General features: G+C 65.9%; 24 protein-coding genes. 7 read left to right on the forward strand and 17 right to left on the reverse strand.

Translation table 11 applies throughout. From position 1 onward, the window contains the following. Position 1: 1 nt before the first annotated feature. The 7 genes from IEV87_RS08075 to IEV87_RS08105 all read right to left on the reverse strand — a co-directional run bounded on the left by IEV87_RS08075 (position 2) and on the right by IEV87_RS08105 (position 5,315). Positions 2-586 (reverse strand): HNH endonuclease, encoded by a 585-nt coding sequence (locus tag IEV87_RS08075; protein ID WP_188477136.1) that lies wholly within the window; start codon positions 584-586, stop codon positions 2-4. 408 nt (positions 587-994) lie between these two features. Continuing rightward, a complete protein-coding gene (locus IEV87_RS08080) occupies positions 995-1,294 on the reverse strand; it encodes a putative quinol monooxygenase (RefSeq protein ID WP_188477137.1) in 300 nt (99 codons plus the stop codon). Positions 1,295-1,364: 70 nt separating this feature from the next. Continuing rightward, positions 1,365-2,030, reverse strand: coding sequence for an alpha/beta hydrolase (locus tag IEV87_RS08085; RefSeq protein WP_188477138.1), 666 nt, complete (start codon positions 2,028-2,030; stop codon positions 1,365-1,367). Then, on the reverse strand, positions 2,027-2,653 hold the full coding sequence (locus tag IEV87_RS08090) for a DNA-3-methyladenine glycosylase family protein (RefSeq protein WP_188477139.1): 627 nt from the start codon (positions 2,651-2,653) through the stop codon (positions 2,027-2,029). The genes IEV87_RS08085 and IEV87_RS08090 overlap by 4 nt, the downstream gene beginning before the upstream one ends. Then, entirely contained in the window at positions 2,650-3,384 is a 735-nt protein-coding gene (locus tag IEV87_RS08095) for a cobalt-precorrin-6A reductase (protein ID WP_188477140.1), read from the reverse strand. Before IEV87_RS08095 ends, IEV87_RS08090 begins: the two co-directional genes overlap by 4 nt. A 136-nt stretch (positions 3,385-3,520) precedes the next feature. Then, complete coding sequence (gene tgt, locus IEV87_RS08100) at positions 3,521-4,648, reverse strand: tRNA guanosine(34) transglycosylase Tgt (protein ID WP_188477141.1); 1,128 nt, start codon at positions 4,646-4,648, stop codon at positions 3,521-3,523. 43 nt (positions 4,649-4,691) lie between these two features. After that, on the reverse strand, positions 4,692-5,315 hold the full coding sequence (locus tag IEV87_RS08105; protein WP_188477142.1) for a VPLPA-CTERM sorting domain-containing protein: 624 nt from the start codon (positions 5,313-5,315) through the stop codon (positions 4,692-4,694). Positions 5,316-5,627: 312 nt separating this feature from the next. On the opposite strand from IEV87_RS08105, the gene rimK reads away from it, so the two are divergent. Together rimK and IEV87_RS08115 are read left to right on the forward strand one after the other, a co-directional pair. Continuing rightward, positions 5,628-7,058: a 30S ribosomal protein S6--L-glutamate ligase gene (gene rimK, locus IEV87_RS08110; protein ID WP_188477143.1), complete on the forward strand. Its 1,431-nt coding sequence runs from the start codon at positions 5,628-5,630 to the stop codon at positions 7,056-7,058. Between the two features lie 294 nt (positions 7,059-7,352). Next, positions 7,353-8,621: a Hint domain-containing protein gene (locus IEV87_RS08115; RefSeq protein ID WP_188477144.1), complete on the forward strand. Its 1,269-nt coding sequence runs from the start codon at positions 7,353-7,355 to the stop codon at positions 8,619-8,621. On the opposite strand, the gene IEV87_RS08120 is transcribed toward IEV87_RS08115, so the two are convergent. Next, positions 8,618-9,160: an NADPH-dependent FMN reductase gene (locus IEV87_RS08120; protein ID WP_188477145.1), complete on the reverse strand. Its 543-nt coding sequence runs from the start codon at positions 9,158-9,160 to the stop codon at positions 8,618-8,620. The two genes, IEV87_RS08115 and IEV87_RS08120, sit on opposite strands and share 4 nt — an antisense overlap. Before the next feature lie 134 nt (positions 9,161-9,294). Here IEV87_RS08120 and IEV87_RS08125 point away from each other — a divergent pair, with 134 nt between their 5' ends. The 4 genes from IEV87_RS08125 to tpiA all read left to right on the forward strand — a co-directional run bounded on the left by IEV87_RS08125 (position 9,295) and on the right by tpiA (position 11,409). Further along, the gene (locus IEV87_RS08125; protein ID WP_188477146.1) at positions 9,295-9,657 is read left to right on the forward strand and encodes an SUF system Fe-S cluster assembly protein; all 363 of its coding nucleotides are present in this window, start codon (positions 9,295-9,297) and stop codon (positions 9,655-9,657) included. Between the two features lie 53 nt (positions 9,658-9,710). Further along, positions 9,711-10,061 (forward strand): HesB/IscA family protein, encoded by a 351-nt coding sequence (locus IEV87_RS08130; protein WP_188477147.1) that lies wholly within the window; start codon positions 9,711-9,713, stop codon positions 10,059-10,061. Then, complete coding sequence (locus IEV87_RS08135) at positions 10,061-10,450, forward strand: TfoX/Sxy family protein (protein WP_188477148.1); 390 nt, start codon at positions 10,061-10,063, stop codon at positions 10,448-10,450. Before IEV87_RS08130 ends, IEV87_RS08135 begins: the two co-directional genes overlap by 1 nt. Positions 10,451-10,659: 209 nt before the next feature. Further along, positions 10,660-11,409: a triose-phosphate isomerase gene (gene tpiA / locus IEV87_RS08140; protein WP_188477149.1), complete on the forward strand. Its 750-nt coding sequence runs from the start codon at positions 10,660-10,662 to the stop codon at positions 11,407-11,409. Between the two features lie 94 nt (positions 11,410-11,503). Here tpiA and IEV87_RS08145 read toward each other — a convergent pair whose 3' ends face one another. From IEV87_RS08145 to IEV87_RS08185, 9 genes are all read right to left on the reverse strand, one after another. Then, positions 11,504-12,898, reverse strand: coding sequence for a TRAP transporter large permease (locus IEV87_RS08145; protein WP_188477150.1), 1,395 nt, complete (start codon positions 12,896-12,898; stop codon positions 11,504-11,506). Positions 12,899-12,901: 3 nt separating this feature from the next. Then, positions 12,902-13,570: a TRAP transporter small permease gene (locus IEV87_RS08150; RefSeq protein ID WP_188477151.1), complete on the reverse strand. Its 669-nt coding sequence runs from the start codon at positions 13,568-13,570 to the stop codon at positions 12,902-12,904. A 93-nt stretch (positions 13,571-13,663) separates the two neighbouring features. Further along, positions 13,664-14,665, reverse strand: a complete 1,002-nt coding sequence (locus IEV87_RS08155) for a DctP family TRAP transporter solute-binding subunit (RefSeq protein WP_188477152.1) — start codon at positions 14,663-14,665, stop codon at positions 13,664-13,666. A 413-nt stretch (positions 14,666-15,078) separates the two neighbouring features. Then, the gene (locus IEV87_RS08160) at positions 15,079-16,317 is read right to left on the reverse strand and encodes a sigma-54-dependent transcriptional regulator (protein WP_188477153.1); all 1,239 of its coding nucleotides are present in this window, start codon (positions 16,315-16,317) and stop codon (positions 15,079-15,081) included. Positions 16,318-16,335: 18 nt separating this feature from the next. Then, positions 16,336-16,836 (reverse strand): transcription antitermination factor NusB, encoded by a 501-nt coding sequence (gene nusB, locus IEV87_RS08165; protein ID WP_188477154.1) that lies wholly within the window; start codon positions 16,834-16,836, stop codon positions 16,336-16,338. Between the two features lie 29 nt (positions 16,837-16,865). After that, complete coding sequence (locus IEV87_RS08170) at positions 16,866-17,390, reverse strand: 6,7-dimethyl-8-ribityllumazine synthase (RefSeq protein ID WP_188477155.1); 525 nt, start codon at positions 17,388-17,390, stop codon at positions 16,866-16,868. Next, the gene (gene ribB / locus IEV87_RS08175; protein ID WP_188477156.1) at positions 17,390-18,523 is read right to left on the reverse strand and encodes a 3,4-dihydroxy-2-butanone-4-phosphate synthase; all 1,134 of its coding nucleotides are present in this window, start codon (positions 18,521-18,523) and stop codon (positions 17,390-17,392) included. Before ribB ends, IEV87_RS08170 begins: the two co-directional genes overlap by 1 nt. Before the next feature lie 271 nt (positions 18,524-18,794). Then, positions 18,795-19,352 carry a hypothetical protein gene (locus IEV87_RS08180; RefSeq protein WP_188477157.1) on the reverse strand — a complete coding sequence of 186 codons (558 nt, stop codon included), beginning with the start codon at positions 19,350-19,352 and terminating at the stop codon, positions 18,795-18,797. Then, positions 19,349-19,945, reverse strand: a complete 597-nt coding sequence (locus IEV87_RS08185) for a riboflavin synthase (protein ID WP_188477158.1) — start codon at positions 19,943-19,945, stop codon at positions 19,349-19,351. Before IEV87_RS08185 ends, IEV87_RS08180 begins: the two co-directional genes overlap by 4 nt. Before the next feature lie 168 nt (positions 19,946-20,113). Here IEV87_RS08185 and IEV87_RS08190 point away from each other — a divergent pair, with 168 nt between their 5' ends. After that, positions 20,114-21,406: a capsule biosynthesis protein gene (locus IEV87_RS08190; protein WP_188477159.1), complete on the forward strand. Its 1,293-nt coding sequence runs from the start codon at positions 20,114-20,116 to the stop codon at positions 21,404-21,406. Positions 21,407-21,481: the final 75 nt, after the last annotated feature.

Raw genomic sequence — 21,481 nt, forward strand, 5'->3', positions numbered from 1 at the left:
GTCACGCCTCCAGTTCGGCGTCCCAGTAGAGGTAGTCGATCCAGCTTTCGTGCAGGTGGCCGGGCGGGAACTTCCGGCCCATGTTGCGCAGTTCTTCCGCCCCCGGAGCACGAGGCGGTTTGCGCAGGGACATGTTCGCGCGGCGCAGGGATTTGGAGCCCTTTTTCAGGTTGCAGGGCGAACAGGCGGCGACGACGTTTTCCCAGGAGGTGATGCCGCCGGACGCGCGCGGGACCACATGGTCGAACGTCAGGTCGCCCTTGGCGCCGCAATACTGGCAGCGGAATTCGTCCCGCAGAAAAAGATTAAAGCGCGTGAAGGCCACGCGCTTTTGAGGTTTTACATAATCTTTCAGAACGACGACGGAGGGTATTCGTATCTCCGTACTCGGGCTGCGGACCCAGGCGTCGTATTCGGCGACGATGTCCACCCTGTCCAGCCAGGCCGCCTTCACCGCCTCCTGCCAGGGCCAGAGGCTGAGCGGGTAGTAGGAGAGCGGCCTGTAATCCGCGTTGAGTACCAGTGCCGGATGCTGTTTCAGCGCCGCCGGTTCCCGCACGAATTCGGTTCTGAAATCCCCGTCCATAGTCGACTCGGCCCTCGTCCTGTCTGCCCTTGCCGGCACCAGGGCGGGAGACCCGCCCCATCCGTCATTTGACTATATATCGCGGCTTCCCCATGGCAAGCCCCCGACATGCTGCTTATCCACAGGGCTAGCCGGATTCGGTGACAACGCCGTGACATTGGGCATGCGGCTCACCGATCATGGCGCAGGCGCGCGGATGTGCAACGGGTGTTTGATGCGGAGCAGTGACGCGGGCCGGACAGGCGTCTCATCCGGCGGACGTCATCCTCGGGGCTGATCCGTGGATCTTCCGGTTACTGGCGGAGCTGCAGGTAAGACACCCCGACCGGTGTCGGGGACATTTGCGCCACCAGCCCTGTGGGGTGGCGGGCTGAAGCCCGCCCTACGCCTTCCATTTCCGGCCCCGCCTCAAAGATCCTTGATCCGTCCCGGTTCGATCATCTTCAGCTTGCGGTTGGTCACGCCAAGCGGTGCCATCCTGTCCGCATGGGCCTGGAAATTGGGATGGGCGGAGTGTTCGCGCAGACAATCCTTGTCCTCCCATTCCTCGTAGACGCGGAACAGGGTCGGCTGGTCGACGCTCTGCCAGAACCGATACTCGATGCAGCCGCGTTCGGATTTGCACTTTTCGGCGGCGAGGGCGAAGTTTGCCTTCGCCTGGTCTTCGTTGCCCGGCGCAACTTCCATGGTTCCGGTGACTATGATCATCTGCGTCCTCCCTGGTGATCCGCCGGAAACGGTTCCACGTTCCGGGCGCGGGGTAAAGACCCCCTGCCCCTCACAGCCCCAGCTTGTCCCGCATGAAGGCCAGCGCCACCGACAGGCCATCCGGTGCGATTCCGTGGCCGGTGCCCTTCATGACATGGGCGTAGACCTCTTTCCAGCCGGCGCCCTGCAGGGCCTCTGCGGCGGCGGGCAGGCTCTGGGGCGGGACGACCTCGTCCGCGTCGCCGTGCACCAGCAGGACGGGCGGGCGGCTGACGGCCTCTTCCGCCAGGTCCTCGGGCTTCAGGAGACGACCGGAGAAGGCGACGATCCCGGCCAGTTCGTCCTCCCGCCGCGGTCCGACATGCAGCGACATCATGGAGCCCTGTGAGAAGCCGAAGAGCACGACCTGCTCGGGCAGCACGTCCTCGTCCACCATCAGCGCGTCGAGAAAGGCGTCGAGGTCGTCGAAGGCGGCGGTCATGCCACGCTCGGCCTCCTCCTCCGACGAACCGTCGAGCCAGGGGATCGGGAACCACTGAAAGCCGAAGGGCGCGCCGGGCACGGATTCGGGGGCGTCCGGAGCAACGAAAAGCGTGTCCGGCAGGTGTTCGCCCAGCACGTCCGCCAGCCCCAGTAGGTCCGCTCCGTTCGCGCCATAGCCATGCAGGAAGACCACGACAGAGCGCGTCTCGCCCGAGACAGGATCCTTGCGGCCTGCGTTGAGTACCCGTGTCATAGTGTTCCTTCCCTCTGTTTCCGTTCGCGGTAGTGGTCCCAGAGCAGCCGCGCGGCCACGGCCCGCCACGGGCTCCACCGCTCCGCCATTGCGCGCATGGTGCGTTCGTCCGGCCGGTCGTCAAGGTCGTAGAGGATACGCGCGGCCTCCTGCAAGGCCAGATCTCCGGCCGGGAAGACATCGGCACGGCCAAGCGCGGTCAGGGCATAGATCTCCGCCGTCCAGCGACCGATGCCGGGGAGTGCAACCAGTTCGGCGATCACCGCATCGTCCGGCAGGGAGTCGAGTGCGGCAAAATCCAGACCCGCACCGGCGAGCGCGAGGGCATAGCGGATCTTGGGGCGAGAGAGACCGGCGGCGCGCAGGCCGTCCTCTCCGGCAGAGGCTACGGCGGCGGGATGGTGCAGGCCAGCGGCCTCCACCCGCGCCCAGATCGCGGCGGCGGAAGCGGTGGAGACCTGCTGGCCGACGATGGCCTGGAACAGGGTGGCAAACCCCGCCGGGCGGCGGCGCAGCGGCGGCACGAGATGCGCGATCCGGGCAAGGGCGGGATCCATCCGGGCAAGAGCGGCGGTGCCCTCGGCGATATCTTCGGGTGTGTCGATGCGGCGGGCGGCAGTCATCGGGCGGCGACCCAGTCCAGCGCCTCGGGGACCGTGCGCAGGACCGTGCAGCCTTCGGGGTCCGGCGGGCGGGCGATCATCGCGACGTCGAGGCCAAGCGCGCGGGCGGCGTCGAGCTTCGGGCGCGCGCCCTGCCCGCCCGCGTTCTTGGTGACGATCCAGGTGATGCCGAGGCGGCGGAACAGCGCGGTTTCCGAGGCCAGGTCGAAGGGCCCCCGCCCGGTCAGCCAGCTGCCGCCCGCGAAGGGAAAGGGCCGGTCATCGGGGTCGATCCGGCGGCAATGGACGCGCGTCCGCCCGGCTAGTCCGGCGTAACGGTCAAGGGTCCCGATCCCGGTGGCCAGCAGGACGGTGGCCCCGTCAGGGACAAGGGCTGCGGCCTCTTCCGCCGTGACGGCGGTGTGCCAGCGATCCCCCGGCCCGGCCTGCCATGCGGGCCGGGACAGCCGCGCGTAGGGAAGCCCACGCTCGCGGCAGAGACGCGCGGTGCGGATCGTGATGCGGGTGGCGAAGGGGTGCGTCGCGTCCAGCACGGCGGTAATCCCGTGGCCGGCAAGCGCAGCAATGAACCCCTCTGCCCCGCCGAAGCCGCCGGTGCGCAGCGGCACGGGGTAGTCGGCCCCGGAGCGCAGCGCGCCCGCGAGGGAGGCCAGCACAGGGGTGCCTTGCGCGGCGAGAGCGCGGGCGAGCGCATGCGCCTCTCCGGTTCCGGAGAGCAGGAGCAGCGTCATGGGCGGGGGCGGGACGGCGTCGGCATGGGCGCACCATAGCGGGGCCGGTGCGCTTGGCCAGCGGGGGATGCCTCCGGCGGGGATATTTCGGGCAAGGCGAAGACCTGAGGGTCGTGTCGGCCTGGCGGCGCGAGGCTCAGAGCGGGGGGATGTCGCCCTCTGCGCGGGTCGCATGGAAGCGCGTCTCCCAGTCGGCAAAGCTGCCTTCGGCGATGGCGGCACGCATTCCGGCCATGATCTGCTGGTAGTAATGCAGGTTGTGCCAGGTGAGCAGCATGCCGGAGATCATCTCCTGTGCGCGGAAGACATGGTGCAGGTAGGCGCGGGAATAGTTACGGCAGGCCGGACATGTGCAATCCTCGTCCAGCGGGCGAGGGTCGTCGGCGTGGCGGGCGTTCTTGATATTGACCTGACCGCGGCGCGTCCAGGCCTGCCCCGTGCGCCCAGAGCGGGAGGGCAGTACGCAGTCCATCATGTCCACGCCGCGCTTCACCGCACCGACAATATCGTCGGGCTTGCCGACGCCCATGAGATACCGGGGCCGGTCCTGCGGCAGCTGGTCGGGGGCGTAGTCGAGACAGGCGAACATGGCCTCCTGCCCCTCTCCGACGGCAAGGCCCCCGATCGCGTAGCCCTCGAAGCCGATGTCGGTCAGGGCCTTCGCGCTTTCGGCGCGCAGGTCCTGTTCCAGCCCGCCCTGCTGGATGCCGAAGAGCGCGTGGCCGGGACGGTCGCCGAAGGCATCGCGGGACCGCGCAGCCCATCTCATCGACAGGCGCATCGACTCCTCGATCCGTTTGCGATCTGCGGGCAGCGCCGGGCATTCGTCGAAGCACATCACGATGTCGGAGCCGAGCAGGCGCTGGATCTCCATCGACCGCTCTGGGGTGAGTTCATGCTTGGACCCGTCGACATGGGATCGGAAGGTCACGCCCTTTTCGGTCAGCTTGCGCAGGTCGGCCAGCGACATGACCTGAAAGCCGCCGCTGTCGGTCAGGATCGGCCGGTCCCAGTTCATGAACCTGTGCAAACCGCCAAGCCGGTCGATGCGCTCTGCCGTCGGTCGCAGCATCAGGTGGTAGGTATTGCCGAGCAGGATGTCGGCCCCGGTCTCCCGCACGCTTTCGGGCATCATCGCCTTGACCGTCGCCGCCGTGCCGACGGGCATGAAGGCGGGGGTTCGGATCTCTCCCCTCGGGGTGGAGATCACGCCCGTACGCGCCTTGCCGTCCGTGGCGGAGAGAGTGAAGGAGAAGCGGGTCATCGGCCCCTCCTATGTCAGAAGGGCCGATGAGGGAAGTGGCCGCTTACCGGCGGCGAAGCATGGCCAGCGCGCCGAGACCGGCGAGCAGCAGCGGAAGACCTGCGGGTAGCGGAACCGCGGGTGCGTCGTGCTCCAGCCTGACGAAATCCAGCAGCAGGCCGAAGTTGTCCCCGCCGTCGTGGTCGAGGAACAGCTTGTCCGCCGTGGTCGTACCGTAGGTGAAGCTGGTGGTCAGCGTCACCGGCGACCCGGCGCCGGCCAGAGACGTGTAGGTCGTCATGGCGTAACCGACTGTGCCGAATGTCAGGTTTTCCAGACCACCGCCGTTCTTGCCGGACAGGCCGAGCGTGAGGGTGTAGGTGATCCCCGCCATGAAGATCGTTTCGTATTTCAGTTCGAGACGCGCGGCGTTGCCGGTTGAGCCGTCGAGGTCGAGACAGCCTGTCGATCCGCAGGGAAGGCCGAAACCGCCGCTGGTGAAAAGGTCGACCGTGCCGTCGACGATGTCCCAGTTGGCAAGCGGCGAGAAGTTGATGGTCTGTACGGTGCCCGGCGCACCGGCCACTTCGGCGGCAAAGTCATCGTAGAAGATTTCGACCGGGGCTGCGGCGGCAAAGCCGGGTGCGAGGCCTGCTAGGGCGGCGAGAAGGAAGGCGCGAAAAGACATGGATTCCTCATAAAACTGAACAAGAATACGGCGAAGCATACTGTATTTGCCCTTTTTTTTCGCCAGATGGCGCGGTGCTGCCAATCGTGGGAAGCGTTCGCCCCGCGGCCCTGCCCGCGTTCTCAACGGATGGTGGACCCGGGACGGCGGCGGGCTATCTCTCGGGCGGCGGGCACGCGCCCTCATCGCGCCATGTCGCCGGTCGCGGCTGTTACGATTTCTTTGCTGGACGGCGCTAGTGGAATCGAAGAGGCATCGGCGCGACCGGCGGCGACCGATTCTCCCCCGACCCGACCCCCAGCGGAGCCAGTCATGATCCACGACACCCCATCCAGAGACGACAGTGCCCCGATGCTCCGGCTGGGATGGGAGGAATGGGTCTCGCTGCCCGATCTGGGCCTGCCGACGCTGCGGGTGAAGGTGGATACGGGGGCCAAGACCTCCGCCCTGCACGCGACGGAGATCGAGACGTTCGGCCGGGCCGAGAAGCCGCAGGTGCGTTTCACCGTTCATCCGATCCCGGGGCGCGAGGATCTGGAAATCCCCTGTTCCGCCGACATCGTGGACCGGCGCGAAGTCACCTCGTCGAATGGCGAGACCGAACACCGTTACGTCATCCGCACCCCGCTCGAGATCGCCGGCCAGACCTGGCCGATCGAGATCACGCTGACCGACCGGCGGGGCATGCAGTCGCACATGCTGCTTGGTCGTCAGGCGCTGGTGGATCGGGTCACGGTCGCGCCCGGCGAACGCTTCTGCCAGCCGGAACTGAGCTATGAGGTCTATCATTCCGCTCATGTCCGCACCGCCGCGCCGAACCGCGCCCTGCGCATCGCCGTGCTGAGCCGGGAGGACAACTATTCCACCCGCCGCCTCGTCTCGGTCGGGGAGGAGCGCGGCCATACGGTAGAGGTGATCGACACGGCCCGCTGCTACATGGCGATCAACGCGCTCGCCCCCGAGGTGCATTACGACGGCAAGCGCCTGCCCCGCTACGATGCGGTGATCCCGCGCATCGGGGCCTCCATCACGCCCTACGGAACGGCGGTAATCCGGCAGTTCGAAACCATCGGGACGTGGTGCGTGAACGGGTCTGCCGGGATCACCGCCAGCCGGGACAAGCTGCACGCGCATCAGGTGCTGGCGCGCAACCGGATCGGGATGCCGGCCACGGCCTTCGCGTCGTCGCCCAAGGACACGGGCAACCTGATCGGGCTGGTCGGTTCGGCCCCGCTGATCGTGAAGCTGCTGGAATCGACCCAGGGACGCGGCGTGGTTCTGGCCGAAACGCGCAAGGCGGCGGAGTCGGTGATTTCCGCTTTCCGGGGACTCAAGGCAAATTTCCTCGTGCAGCATTTCGTGAAGGAAGCAGCCGGAGAGGACATCCGCTGCCTCGTCATCGGCAACAAGGTGGTTGCCGCAATCAAACGCACGGCAGAGGGCGGGGATTTCCGGTCCAACCTGCACCTTGGCGGCAAGGCGACCCCGGTGAAGATCACGAAGGAAGAGCGCGAGACCGCCCTCCGCGCCGCACGGGCCTTTGGTCTCAACATGGCCGGGGTGGACCTGCTGCGATCAGAGACCGGGCCGAAGGTGCTCGAGGTCAACTCGTCTCCGGGGTTCGAGGGGGTGGAAACCGCATCCGGCAAGGATGTGGTCGGGCGGCTGTACGACGAGGTGGAGGCGCAGGTGCGCCCGGCTCCGGTGCGGCGGCGCAGGGGCGCGCAGGCCTCGGAAAGTTAACTGGATCAACGTTCTGACATATTCGTGAAGCCTGATACAAAATCGCGGGTTCTCCCGCGCTTTACTTTTTCGTAAACACGTCAGTGCAAAAAGCGCATGGGGTGAGTTTAGCGAGTCTTTAGGCGTGGCTCGTCATGGTTCATGTCACGTTGCACGGATCGGCTTTCTCCCCCGCAAATAACAATATGCCGGTACTCCGGCAGAGCAGTTGGAACACCTCCGGCCATGCCGGAGCGGAACTAAGACGGTGCACTCCGGCGGATGCGGGGCGGTGCCGGTGAATGCAGGCAGGTCATGGCGCGCACCGTCGACTGGGACAATTCGACTACGGTCACCACGGGGGATGCATCCTACGACCCGGTGACGGGTGTCTATACCCTCACGCCGGACCAGCAGTGGCAGGCCGGGTTGGTCAGTTCCACCTCCGCCTATTCGATCAACTACGATTTCTCCTTCGTCTACGAAGCTTACTACGGGGCCAACGATGCCGGGGCCGATGGCATCACCTGGATGTTCCACAATGACCCGGACGGCAACGTCATCACGCCGAGCACTGGTGGCGAATACTTTGGCACGGGCCATGTCGAAAACGCCTGGGTCCTGGAATACGACACCTATCAGAACGGCACCGAGGCCGCATACGACCACATCCAGCTGCGCGCACAGTCGGATGCGGGCGGGACCTTCTCGTCGTCCTACATGTCCACGCCGGAGATCGCCTTCCCCTCGACCATGAATATCGAGGACGGCGCCTGGCATCTCAATGAAATCACCTGGACCGCGGCGACCAAGACGCTGACCGTCGCTTTCGACGGCGTCACGCTCGGCTCCGCCGTGTTCGATCCGGGCGACGCCAACGGCGACGGGTTCTCTGAAGACGACCTGACCACCGTGCTGGGCGGCGACAGGGTTTTCTTTGCCGTAGGGGCAGCCACGGGCGGGGCGTCGAACGAACAGGCCATCCGCACCATGCAGATGGAGGGCACGATCTGCTTCACCCGCGGCACCCGTATCCTGACCCCGGAGGGAGACGTACCCGTGCACCGCCTGAAGGTGGGCGACCTCGTGACGACGCTGGAGGGCGCGGCGCGCCCGATCCGGTGGATCGGCTGCACGGAGGTCGAGGCGCGCGGCAGGCTGGCTCCGGTGCGCTTTGCCCCCGGCATTGTCGGCAACCGGCGGCCGCTTGTCGTATCTCCGCAGCACCGGATCTATGTGGCGGGCTGGCAGGCGCAGCTGTTCCTCGGGCTCGACCATTGCCTTGTCCCGGCGCATGGTTTCGTGAACGGCCGCTCTGTCCGGCGCGTCGACGACGGGCGGCGCGTGCAATACTGGCACGTCATGCTCGACACCCACGAGGTGATCCTGGCAGAGGGCGCCCCGACGGAAACACTGCTGCCCGGACCCGTTGCGCTCTCCACCCTCGCCCCGCCGCATCGGAAAGAGATCCTGACCCTGTTCCCCGACCTCGCCCGCGGCACCTTCGCAAGTGCGGCCCCCTGTGTGCCAGCGAACCTCGCCCATGCCTTCGCACCGCCGGCCCGCCGGGCGTGGGCAAGTTAGTCCGCGACAGCTGCCGAAGCGACCCGCCTTTGCAGACTGGTGAGGAATTCGGCCAGCGCCGCCGCCTGCTCCGGCGCACGACACATCGCGCCTATCTCCTCCGGCGTTTTCCTGAGAACGGGGACAGTCAGGAAGACATCTGTCCAGAAATGCTCCGTCACCGTTGCCAGCACGCGACGCAGATCCGCCAGAACGTCCTCACCGCGATGCGAGGCATGAAGAAGGGCGACAGGCTTGCCGATGATCTCCTCGCGCGAGACGAGCCAGTCGATCGCGTTCTTGAACCCGCCGGGCAGCGCATGGACATATTCCGGGCAGGACACGACAATCGCATCCGCCGCGGCGACCTGCGCCGCGAATTCCCGCACCGGGACAGGCGTCCTGTCGCCCTCCTCGTCAGGGTTGAAGACCGGCAGGCCGGCTACTCCGGCCCAGACTTCGACCCGGACCCCGTCCGGGGCACAGGCGGCGAGGCCGTGCAACAGCGCGGTGTTGGTCGAAGCGCGCCGCGCGGATCCGGAGATGGCAAGAACCTTCATGCGCCGGACCCTGCACCCGCCCGCCCTGCCCGCCAAGTGTGTCGCAGCGAAACTGCGGATTTGCCGTCCCGCCGACCTCTGGATCTTGCCGCTGCAAAACCCTATATATTCGCTCAGGAACAAGGCAGGACGACATGACTGACGCAACTGAGCCATTGGAGGGCACGCCGCTGATCGCGCCCTCGACCACCGATCATCCGCTTTACGACGCGGTGACGGAGGCCTGCCGCACGGTCTACGACCCGGAAATCCCGGTGAACATCTATGACCTGGGCCTGATCTATACCGTCGACATCTCTCCGGAGAACGAGGTGAAGATCGTCATGACCCTCACCGCGCCGGGCTGTCCGGTGGCGGGCGACATGCCTGGATGGGTCGCGGATGCGGTCGAACCGCTGGACGGGGTCAAGCAGGTCGACGTGGCGCTGACTTGGGAACCGCCCTGGGGCATGGACATGATGTCCGACGAGGCGCGGCTGGAACTGGGGTTCATGTGACCCTTGGTTTCGGACGCCTGACGCATTAGATTCACGGGCAAAGGAGCCCAGAGATGTTCGGCATTCCCGGCAAACAGGCCGTATCCATCACCCCCCGCGCCGCGGCGCAGATCGTCAAGCTGATGCAGCGCGACGGGCATGAGGGTCTGCGCATCGGCGTCAAGAAGGGCGGCTGCGCGGGCATGGAATACACCATGGACTACGTCGACGAGGTCAATACGCTTGACGAAGTGGTGGAACAGGACGGTGCGCGGGTCATGATCGCCCCGATGGCGCAGATGTTCCTGTTCGGGACCGAGATCGACTACGAGACCTCGCTGCTCGAATCCGGCTTCAGGTTCAACAACCCGAATGTCGTCGAAGCCTGCGGCTGCGGCGAGTCGATCAAGTTCGCGGAAAACTGATGGCCGTCTCGGAAGAGGTGCTCGAGCATGCGCTCGACCTCTTCCGCGGGCTCGGCCCCATCCGGACCGGGCGTATGTTCTCGGGCGTGGCGCTCTATGTCGAGGATGACGTGATGTTCGCCATGATCGCCTCCTCCGGCACGATCTACATGAAATCTGACGATGAGACCGGCGCGCGCTACCGCGAGGCTGGCTCCGAACCCTTCACCTATTCCCGCGCCAATGGCGAGCGCATGGTCACATCGCTGATGACCCTGCCCGATAGCGCCGCCGACGATCCCGACGAGGCGGCGGACTGGGCGCGCCTGTCGCTTGGCCCGGCACGGGCGGCGGCGGAAAAGAAGCGGGCGGAGAAGGCGCGGAAAGCTGCACGGACCGCGCGCGGCTAGGCGACGGAGGCCGCTTCCCTTCGGACCTGCCGGGATATTTGCAAGAGCGAAGACATAGGTCACGGATGGAGCGGAGATGTGCGTCCGCGCATCGGTTCCGCCCGATCCGGACGCGTGCGCCCTGTCGGGTCAGCCGGAAGGCATGCCGCACCTTGACGCGCCGGGGCAATCCCCGATGATGCGCCGGACCAATGGAACGGGAGACGGGCATGCGGCGGAAACTGGCGGCGGGCAACTGGAAGATGAACGGCACCTCCGCCGCCCTCGGGGAACTGGATATGCTGGCCACTTCCCATCCCGCCCCGGGCGTCGATATTTTGGTCTGCCCGCCCGCCACGCTTGTGTCCGCTGCCGTGCGCACCGTGGACAACCGGTCCATCCGCATCGGCGGGCAGGACTGCCATTCGGAAACCAACGGGGCGCATACCGGTGACATCTCGGCGGCGATGCTGCGCGATGCAGGGGCAACGGCGGTGATCCTCGGCCATTCCGAACGCCGCGCCAGCCACCACGAAACCTCCGAAGACGTGCGGGCCAAGGCACGCAGCGCACAGAAGGCGGGGCTGATGACAGTCATCTGCCTTGGCGAAAGTCTGTTGCAGCGGCAGGCGACGAACACGCTCGATATCATCGGCGCGCAGCTTTCGCTGTCCGTACCGGACAGTTCCAACGGACAGAACCTGGTGATCGCTTACGAACCAATCTGGGCCATCGGGTCGGGCATGACGCCCACGCCCGACCAGATCGGAGAGGTGCATGACTTCATGCGCGACCGGCTGGAACAGCGCTTCGGGTCAGGCGTCGGCCGCTCTGTCCGGCTGCTGTATGGAGGATCGGTCAAGGCGGCCAATGCGGCGGAGATCTTCGGCATCTCCAACGTCGACGGGGCGCTGGTCGGCGGAGCCTCCCTCACGGCGGCGGATTTCGGGCCGATCATCGCCGCGCTGGAAGCGGCCTGATCTTCATCTTGCCATAAATACTCACGGCGCGACCGCGCCAAAGGAAACGGCGCCCAGAGGTCCGGACGCCGCTTCACATCACCTCAGACCGGGATCACTTCACGATCATTTCCGGGCCCATCACCAGCGTCGGCAGCCAGGTCGAGATGATCGGCACGTAGGTCACGAGGATCAGGAACAGGAAGAGCACGCCGAGGAACGGCAGCGCCGCCTTGACCACGCGCATCATCGGCATGCCCGCCACGCCGGAGGTGACGAAGAGGTTCAGGCCGACCGGCGGGGTGATCATGCCGATCTCCATGTTCACGACCATGATGATGCCCAGGTGGATCGGGTCGATCCCGAGCTCCAGCGCGATCGGGAAGACCAGAGGAGCGACGATGACCAGCAGGCCCGAGGGCTCCATGAACTGGCCGCCGATCAGCAGGATCACGTTGACAACCACCAGGAACATGACGGGACCGAAGCCCGCGTCCAGCATGGCAGAGGCGACCGACTGCGGTACCTGTTCGTCGGTCAGGACGTGCTTCAGGATCAGGGCGTTTGCGATGATGAACATCAGCGTGACGGTCAGCTTGCCCGCCTCGAACAGGGTCTTCTGGGTGTCGCGGTGGAACCAGGCCGTGACCAGCGCGTAGGGCTTGCGGTAAAGCGGCAGGTTCGGCGCATCGCCCTCCGTGGCCAGCGGACCCATGTCGCGATAGATGAAGACCGCCGCGATGAAGGCATAGACCGATGCGACGGCGGCGGCTTCGGTCGGCGTGAAGATCGCGCCGGTGATGCCCGGGATGCCGTAGATGCCGACCATGATGATGACGATCAGCATCAGGCCCCAGAACGCATCCTTGAAGGACAGCCAGATCTCTCCGAAGCCCTTCCATTCACCCTTGGGCATGCCCTTGATGCGGGCCATGATGTAGATCGCGGCCATCAGCATGCCGCCCGCCATCAGCCCCGGAATGACGCCGGCCAGGAACATCCGGCCGACAGACACGTCCGTGGCGGTGGCATAGACCACCATCACGATGGAGGGCGGGATCAGGATGCCGAGCGTGCCCGCGTTGCAGATCACGCCGGCGGCGAAGTCCTTGGTGTATCCCGCCTGGGTCATCGCGCCGATCACGATGGACCCGATCGCAACCACGGTGGCAGGCGACGACCCGGACAGGGCGGCGAAGATCATGCAGGCAAAGACGCCCGCAATCGCCAGCCCGCCGCGCAGGTGGCCGACGCAGGCGATGGAGAAGCGGATGATCCGCTTGGCCACGCCGCCCGTCGACATGAACGACGAGGCGAGGATGAAGAAGGGGATCGCCAGCAGCGTGTAGTGACCCACGAAGGCCTGCATCAGAGTCTGCGCGATGGAGGCGAGCGAGGTGTCCGAGAACCACAGCAGGAACAGGACGGAGGACATGCCGAGCGAGACGGCAATCGGCACGCCGATCAGCATCAGGCCGATGACCATCACAAAAAGAAGGACAACTTCCATGGCTCAGTTCTCTCCCCGTGCGGCCTGCACTTCGGCCAGTTCATCCTCGACCTCGTGGCTGGCCACGATGCGGTCGCTCTTCCCGGTCCAGATACGGACACCGGCCATGACAAAGCGGTAGAGCAGCAGCGCCATGGTGAAGGGCAGGATCGCGTAGGGGATGAAACGCGGCATCTTCTCGTACTTGTCGCCGTCGTTCATCAGCGGTTCGATGAACCGCAGGAAGTCCGGCATGTTGATGTCGTTGACTTCGTACCAGGCCTTGGGGCGGAACTTCTCCTCGAAGCCGAGCGGGAACCAGCGGCCCTCCGTCTGCGGCAGGTTGGCGAAGTTTGCCCAATAATCCCAGGCACCCTTGAGCAGCAGGAAGGAGAAGATCACGCAGACCGCCACGGCGACCAGCCCGACAATGCGGCGCGCGGTGGCGGGCAGCAGCGCGATGATCGCGTCGACCCCAAGGTGCGCGCCCTTCTTGACGGCATAGGCCGCGCCCAGAAGCGACATCCAGGCGAAGAGGAAAACCGTCGCTTCCAGCGCCCAGAGGATGTTGGAGTTGAACACGTAGCGCGCCACGACGTTGGCGAATGTGATGAGTGTCATCAGCCCGAGGATGAACGCGATTGCGGTCTCCTCGATCCGGTCGATGACGCCGGAACCCTGGCCGGTCTGCATGTCTGTCCCCTTCCCTGCCCCGCCCGTGCGGCGGGTGCGCCAAGGGGCGCGGACGACATGGCCCGCGCCCCCGATTGCGACCTTGCGGTCCGCTTACATCTTGGCGTTGATCGCCTGTGCGGCGTCGATGTTTTCCTGACCGACGTCTTCCAGGAACTGATCCCAGACCGGCTTCATCGCATCGACCCAGGCCTGGCGCTGCTCGGGCGTCAGTTCGACGATCTTGCCGCCGGCGTCGAGGATGGCCTGACGGGCTTCCATGTCGACCTTGCCGACCTCTGCGTTCCGCTCGGTGGTGACTTCGTCCATGATGGTCAGGAACTGGTCGCGCACGCCTTCGTCCAGGCTGTCGAGCCAGTCGACGGAGGCCACGACGAGGTAGTCGAGCGCGCCATGGTTGGTTTCGGTCGTGCCGTCCTGAACTTCGAAGAACTTCTGGCCGTAGACGTTGGACCAGGTGTTTTCCTGCCCGTCCACAACGCCCTGCTGCAGCGCGCCGTAGACTTCGGAGAAGGCCATTTTCTGCGGGTTCGCGCCAAGCGCCTCGAACTGCGCCTGCAGCACTTCGGAGGGCTGGATGCGGAACTTCAGGCCCTTAGCATCGCCCGGCTCAAGCAGCGGCTTGTTGGCGGACATCTGCTTCATGCCGTTGTGCCAGAAGGCCAGCCCCTGCAGGCCGCGCTTGGTCATGGAGTCCATCATCTCCTGACCGGCGTCAGAGGCCTGGAACGCGTCCACGGCTTCGACGTTCTTGAACATGAAAGGCAGGTCGAACAGGCGGAAGACCTTGGTGAAGGTCTCGAACTTCGACAGGGAGGGCGCAGCCAGCTGAACGTCGCCCTGCAGCATCGCCTCGAGAACCTTGTCGTCGTCGTAGAGGGTGGAGTTCGGGTAGACCTCCATGCACATCTTGCCGTCCATCTCGGCGTTGACGCGGGTCTTCAGCAGCTCGGCCGCGATGCCCTTGGGGTGCTTGTCGGTGTTCGTGACGTGGGCGAACTTTACGACGATCTCGCCGTCGTCGCAGCCCTCGGAGGCGAATGCGCCGGTGGCGGTCAGGGCCAGGGCCATTGCGGCGGTGGTCAGAAGCTTCATGTCGGGTCTCCTCCCGTTGAGTGATTCGAGTTGACGTATCGTCTGGTCCGGAGGATTGCGGGGGAGGCGACTGACGCTCAAGTGTGGTGGCGCGATTGCGCCAGATGCCATTTTTTTTGTTTTAATTCCGACTCTTGTGTCAGGCGAATAGCCGCTCCGCAAATGCTGCATGGCGGCATCGTGCGGGATTTCACACAAGGCGTCGCGTGGTTTGTGCGGTTTTTCGCACAAGGTACAGAGTGGTAATCCGAGAAGGCGTCATCCTAAGGCTTCAACCCGGTTAGCATCCCACCTCCCGCCCCGCCGTCATCCTCTGACTTGATCCGAGGATCTTCCCTGTCAGGGATCCTCAGCTCAGGTCCGAGGATGACTGTGACGTCAGGGGTCCAGTTACAGGCAGAACGCCCTGACCCTTAACGGAAATCCTCCGCCCTCAGACCGTGCTTCGTCAGCTTGTCGTAAAAGGTCTTGCGCGGCAGTTTCAGGGCTGCCGCCGCTGCCGTGGCCTGTCCCGCGTGGCGTTTCAGCGCCGCGACCAGAAGGGACCGTTCCACCTGCGCCATCTGCTCCGCCAGGCCGAGGTCGCCCTCGGCAGGCGCGTTGTCGCCGACGCCAAGAACAAAGCGCATCGCCTCGGACATCAGCGCCCGGGCATTGCCGGGCCAGTCGCGGGCCATCAGACCCGCGATGATGTCCGGCGTGATCTCGGGCGGCCTGAGACCGGCCTGCTCGGCCGCCTGTGCGGCATACTGGCGGAACATGACTGCGATGTCCTCGGGCCGCTCGGCGATGGCGGGGATGCGCACGCGCATCACGTCGAGCCGGTAGAACAGATCGGGGTGAAAGCCGCCAGTCTGGGCCGCCTGCTGAAGGTCCCCGGTGCATCCGGCGATCAGGCGTGCACCCGGCCCCTGTTCCAACAGGTCGGACAGGGCGAACTGGGTCTCACGCGGAAGCGCGGCGATCTCGTCTATGAACAGGGTTCCCGATGCGGCCTCGGCGGCGGCGGCCAGAAGGCCCTCCGGCGTCAGCCCCGCGGCGGCGCGCTTCACGAAGGGCATGCGGGACTGGGCGGAGGTCAGGTGGATGACCTCGGACACCTTGGAGATGCCGGTGCCGGGGGCGCCTGTCACCAGCACCTCTGCCGTGGTGCGCGCGACCTGACGCACCCGGTCGCGCAGGGCGTGGCTGGCAGCGGAAGAGCCGAAGATCAGCCGGGCCGCGGGATCGCCCGCTTCGAGCTGCGCCTTCAGGCGGCGGTTCTCCAGCACGAGCCGCCGGGTCGTCAGGGCGCGTTCCAGCACCGACAGCATGTCGCGGGAGGCGCAGGGCTTTTCCAGGAACCCGAACGCCCCGCGATCCATGGCGGACACGGCCATGGGGATGTCGCCCTCTCCGGTCAGCAGGATCACCGGAAGCTCCGGATCCACCTTCTGCGCGTGGTCCAGAAGGAAGAACCCGTCACGCCCCGGCATGCGGATATCCGACAGGACGACGCCGGGGAAATCAGGTGAGATATGGTCCTTTGCCTCGATGAAGCTGCCGGCGGTCACCGGTGTCAGGTCGGCCAGGTCCAGCGTCTGCGCCAGCGCCTCCCGCACGGCCGCGTCGTCATCGACAAGCAGGACGCGGGTGGTGGCAGAGGCAGGCATGGGGCGGGGTTCCCGTTATCAGAAGGCCTCGGGCCGGGCCTCGCGTGCCATGTGGTCGAGCACGGCGTTGACGAAGCGCGGTTCCTTGCCATCGGGGAAGAAGGCGGCGGTGACCTCGACATATTCCGAAATGACGACCTTGGGCGGCGTGTCGGAATTCACCAGTTCCGCCCCGGCGGCGCGGAAAAGGGCGCGCAGGGTCGGGTCGATGCGGGCGATCGGCCATTTGGCGACCAACGCGCGGTCGGTCATCTGGTCGATCTTCGCCTGATAATTCACCGCGTCGGTCATGGTGTGGCGGAAATGGTCGGGGTCGCCCTCCTGCATCTCGTCGCCGTCGTAGACCGCGCCGAAGCGGTGATCCTCGAACTCCGCGATGACACGCTCGACGGTCTGACCGGACTGCTCCATCTGGAACAGCGCCTGCACGGCGTAGAGCCGGGAGGCGCTTTTCATCTTGCGCCGCTGGTTGCCCGACAGGGGCAGCGGGGCCTGGGGTTTCGGCAGGTCGTCGGTCATCGGGGCCTCGTATCGGGCAGGGTCGGCGCTCAGGCCAGCTTGATTTCCTCGGCCGCGGGCTTGAAGCCGACCGCGCCTTTCGGAGCGCCCCATTTGCGCGAAAGCGTCAGCAGATGCAAGGCCGCCGCCGCGGCACCGCCGCCCTTGTTCTGATCCTTGGTATCGGCACGGACCTCGGCCTGCTTGCGGTTCTCGACCGTCAGGATGCCGTTGCCGATGCAGAGCCCCTGAAGGCCCAGCAGGGTGATCCCGCGCGAGCTGTCGTTGCAGACCGTGTCGTAATGCGTCGTCTCGCCCCGGATCACGCAGCCAAGCGCGACGAAGGCGTCGTAGTTCGACATGCGGGCGGCCATGGCGATCGCGGTCGGGACCTCCAGCGCGCCGGGCACCTCGATCAGGTCGTGGGTCGCGCCCCAGGCCTCGATCTCGGCCGTTGCGCCGGCAATCAGGTTGTCGGCTATGTCGCGGTAATAGGGCGCGACCACGATCAGCGCCTTCGCCGGCCGGTCAAAGCTGCCGCGCGGCATGGTGTAGTGCTGTTCGGCCTTTGCCATCAGTTGGTCCCTCCGATCTTGCGGGTCGCCGTGATCTCCAGCCCGTAGGCGTCGAGCCCGATGATATGCGGCCGCGGGGAGTTGGTCAGAAGCACCAGCTTGTGCAGTCCGAGGGAGGAGAGGATCTGTGCGCCAAGCCCGTATTGCCTGAGCGTCTGCGGAGAGACCTCGGCCCCCGTGGCGATCTTCATATGGGTGTCGCGCAGCAGAACGACGACGCCCCTGCCCTCCTCCGCCACCGTCTTCATCGCGTTGCGGAACAGGTCGGCGCGGGCGGTACCGCCCGATCCCACGACGTCCTTCATCGGGTCCATCGCGTGCATCCGCACCAGCACCGGATCGTCGCCCGCCACGTCGCCCTTGATGAGAACGATATGTTCCGCGCCCTGGGTTTCGTCGGTGTAGATCCGCATGGTCCAGTCGCCGCCGAATTCGGTCTTCACCGTCTCCTCGGACCGGACGCGGACAAGGTTGTCGTGGCGGCGGCGGTAGGAGATCAGGTCGGAGATCGTCCCGATCTTGAGGTTGTGCTTCTGGGCGAAGGCGATCAGTTCCGGCAGGCGCGACATGGTGCCGTCCTCGTTCATGATCTCGCAGATCACGCCGGAGGGGTTAAGCCCGGCAAGGCGGGAGACATCGACCGCGGCCTCTGTATGGCCCGCGCGGACCAGCACACCGCCGTCCTTGGCACGCAGGGGGAAGACGTGGCCCGGCGTGGCGATGTCCTGCGGGCCCTTTCCGGCATCGATGGCAACGGCGACGGTGCGGGCGCGGTCATGGGCGGAGATGCCGGTCGACACGCCCTCGCGCGCCTCGATCGAGACGGTGAAGGCGGTTTCGTGACGGGAGGAGTTCTGCGAGGCCATCAGCGGCAGGCCAAGCTGGTCGACCCGGGTGCCGGTCATCGACAGGCAGATCAGCCCGCGCCCATGGGTGGCCATGAAGTTGATCGCCTCGGGCGTGGCCATCTGGGCCGGGATGACCAGATCGCCCTCGTTCTCGCGGTCCTCATGATCGACGAGGATGAACATGCGGCCGTTGCGCGCGTCCTCGATGATTTCCTCGATGGAGCTGATGGCGTCGGACCATTCGGATTCGACCGGTCCGGGCTTTTCGTAGGTGGTGGTATCCATGGCGCACTCCTGTCTCCCCCCGCCAGATAAGCAAAGCGAAGCGGAAAGGCCAGTGCGGTGCGGCGTCAGATGCGCAGGGCGGGTGTGCGGAGGTGCGGGGTGTTGGCGGTGACCGCTTCCCTCTCCAGGTCCCCCTCCCTCTCCCTCCCCCGGTTCGGGGGAGGGGAACGCATCTGGGGAGGGCGGTCGTTGTCCGACCCGCGCGACAGGTTCCCTCTCCCCGAAAGGGGGGAGGGTTAGGGAGGGGGAGAGCCAGAGGGAAGCGGACGCCCTAACGCGCGAAATAGGTCTCGGCGGGGACAAACGCCCCGAGGCGTCCGGCGGCGACCCAGTCGGCCTCAAGCCCCATGCCGACGACAACCAGCCCGCTGGCGGGGAGACGGCCCTGCACCTCGGTCAGCGCCTCGCGGATCTTCGGGTATGACGACAGGACATGCGGGGCGCGATGCGCGGTGTCGAGTTCGGGATTGGTCTGCTCAACAGTCTCGACAGGCAGCGGGGCGTGGACCAATGCGATGCGCCCGGCGTGGCGGATCGCGGCCACCTGCCCTGCCTTGTCCTCAGGCATACGGTGACGCCCGAAGGCAAGATCCAGCGCGTTGGAGGAAAAGAGGAATCCGCAGACGTCCCGCCCGGCCGAGGCATGGATCGCGGCGTAGTCCCGGTAGCTGAGGCCAAGTTCCTTCGCCCGCGCGATATGGCGGCGCACGGTCGCGGGATTGAGCCGGGCGGCGGCCATGTTCGCCTTTGCGCGGCGCCACTGATGCACCCGAAAGGTGCGGCCGGCGTCCATGGCGGGGCCATTGTTGTGCCCGATCCCCTCGGTCATGCCTGCCACTCCTGCAGACGCGCGACGTATCGTGCAAGCGTGTCGATTTCCAGGTTGATGCGGTCTCCGACCTTTGCCTGCCCCCAGGTGGTGACGGCCTTGGTATGCGGGATCATGTTGATGCCGAAGGTCGCGCCGTCGACCTCGTTCACGGTCAGCGAGGTCCCGTTGAGCGCGACAGACCCCTTGGGCGCGATGAACTTCGCCAGCGCCTCGGGCGCGCGGAAGGTGGCGCGGGTGCTGTCGCCCTCTTCTTCCAGCGCGATGAGTTCCGCCACGCCGTCGACGTGGCCCGACACGATATGCCCGCCCAGTTCGTCCCCGACCTTGAGGGCGCGTTCGAGGTTGATCCGCCGCCCCTCCGCCCAGGTGTTGTGGGAGATGTTTGTCTTGCTCACCGTCTCGGCGCTGATTTCCACGTCGAACCAGTCGGGGCCGGTTTCGACGACCGTCAGGCAGCAGCCGTCGCAGGCGATCGAGGCACCCATGTCGATGCCGTCGGTGTCGTAGGCGGTGGCGATGCGGGCGCGGAGGTCTCCGCGTTTCTCGACGGCGCGGACGGTGCCGATGTCTGTGATGATGCCGGTGAACATAGGTGCAGCTCCTTGACACACAGGGCTAACGGGGTGCGGGAGGGGATGCAATCCCCAGAGGTGGGTCCCCGCACCCATCCGGCGGAGATGACGCCTTAATTTCGCCGGGTTAACGGTATACCAGCCACCCCGGAGAGACAGAGGCAGAGACCAGAGGCACCGAAAGAGATGCCCGCAGATATCGCAGCAAACCGCGTCTTCCTGTTCCTGCAGGGACCGCACGGGCCGTTCTTTCACCGGCTCGGCAAGATGTTGCGCCTTGCGGGGGCCGAGGTCTGGCGCGTCGGCTTCAACGCCGGGGACCGCGCCTTCTGGTTTCACCCGAAAAGCTACCTGCCCTATCGCGGCACGCCCGCGGAATGGCCCGACCGCTTTGCCCGGCTGGTGTCGGAGAAGAAGGTCACCGACATCGTACTCTATGGCGACGTGCGGGCGATCCATGCCGAGGCGGTGGCGCGCGCGAAGGCCATGGGCCTGACCGTGCATGTGTTTGAGGAAGGCTACATCCGCCCCTACTGGGTCACCTATGAACGTGGCGGCGCGAACGGGCATTCGCGGCTGATGAAGATGTCGGTGGCCGAGATGCGCAAGACGCTGGAACAGTCGGACCTTGATACCGCCCTGCCCCCGGCGAAATGGGGCGACACGCGGCAGCATGTGTTCTACGGCGCGCTCTACCACTGGTTCGTGATGTTCCGGAACGGGGATTACCGAAATTTCGCGCCGCACCGGGCGCTGACGGTCGCGAAGGAATTCCAGCTGTATCTCAAACGTCTGCTGCTGATGCCCGCGCACGGGGTCGAACGCTGGCTGGCGACGATGCGGATCCGGCATGGCGGGTTCCCCTATCATCTGGCGCTGCTGCAACTGGAACATGACGCGTCGTTCCAGGCGCACAGCCCGTTTACGACGATGACCGAATTCCTTGACGTGGTGATCCGCGGCTTTGCCGAAGGCGCGCCGCGTCACCATCACCTTGTCTTCAAGGCGCACCCGCTGGAGGACGGCCGTGTACCCGTCCGCCGCGAAATCCGGCGCCTTGCGCGGGAAGCCGGGGTGGCGAAGCGGGTGCATTTCGTGCGCGGCGGCAAGCTGGCGCAGCTTCTCGCCGACACCCGCACCGCCGTCACCGTCAACTCCACCGCCGCGCAGCAGGCGCTGTTCCGGGGCATTCCGCTCAAGACCTTCGGGTCGGCGGTCTATGCCAAGCCGGAGTTCGTTTCGACCCAGGCCCTGCCCGAATTCTTCGCCGCCCCGGCGCGGCCCGACCGCAAGGCCTATCAGGATTACCGGCGTTTCCTGCTGGAGACCTCGCAGATTGCGGGCGGCTTCTATTCCTCGCGGGGGCGGCGGCAGCTGCTGCGGACGGTGGTCGACATGATGCTCGCCCCCGAAGACCCCTATGACGCGCTGAAGTCCGGCACCGCGACACCACGGCAACAGTTGCGGGTGGTTCACTAGGCACGCGCGCAAAGCAGGACTAGCGTTATCCACAGGATTCCGCTAGTTTAACGAAAAAGACCGAGGCAGAAAAAC

The sequence above is a fragment of the Primorskyibacter flagellatus genome, from assembly GCF_014638275.1.
GTDB classification, from domain to species: domain Bacteria; phylum Pseudomonadota; class Alphaproteobacteria; order Rhodobacterales; family Rhodobacteraceae; genus Pseudooceanicola; species Pseudooceanicola flagellatus_A.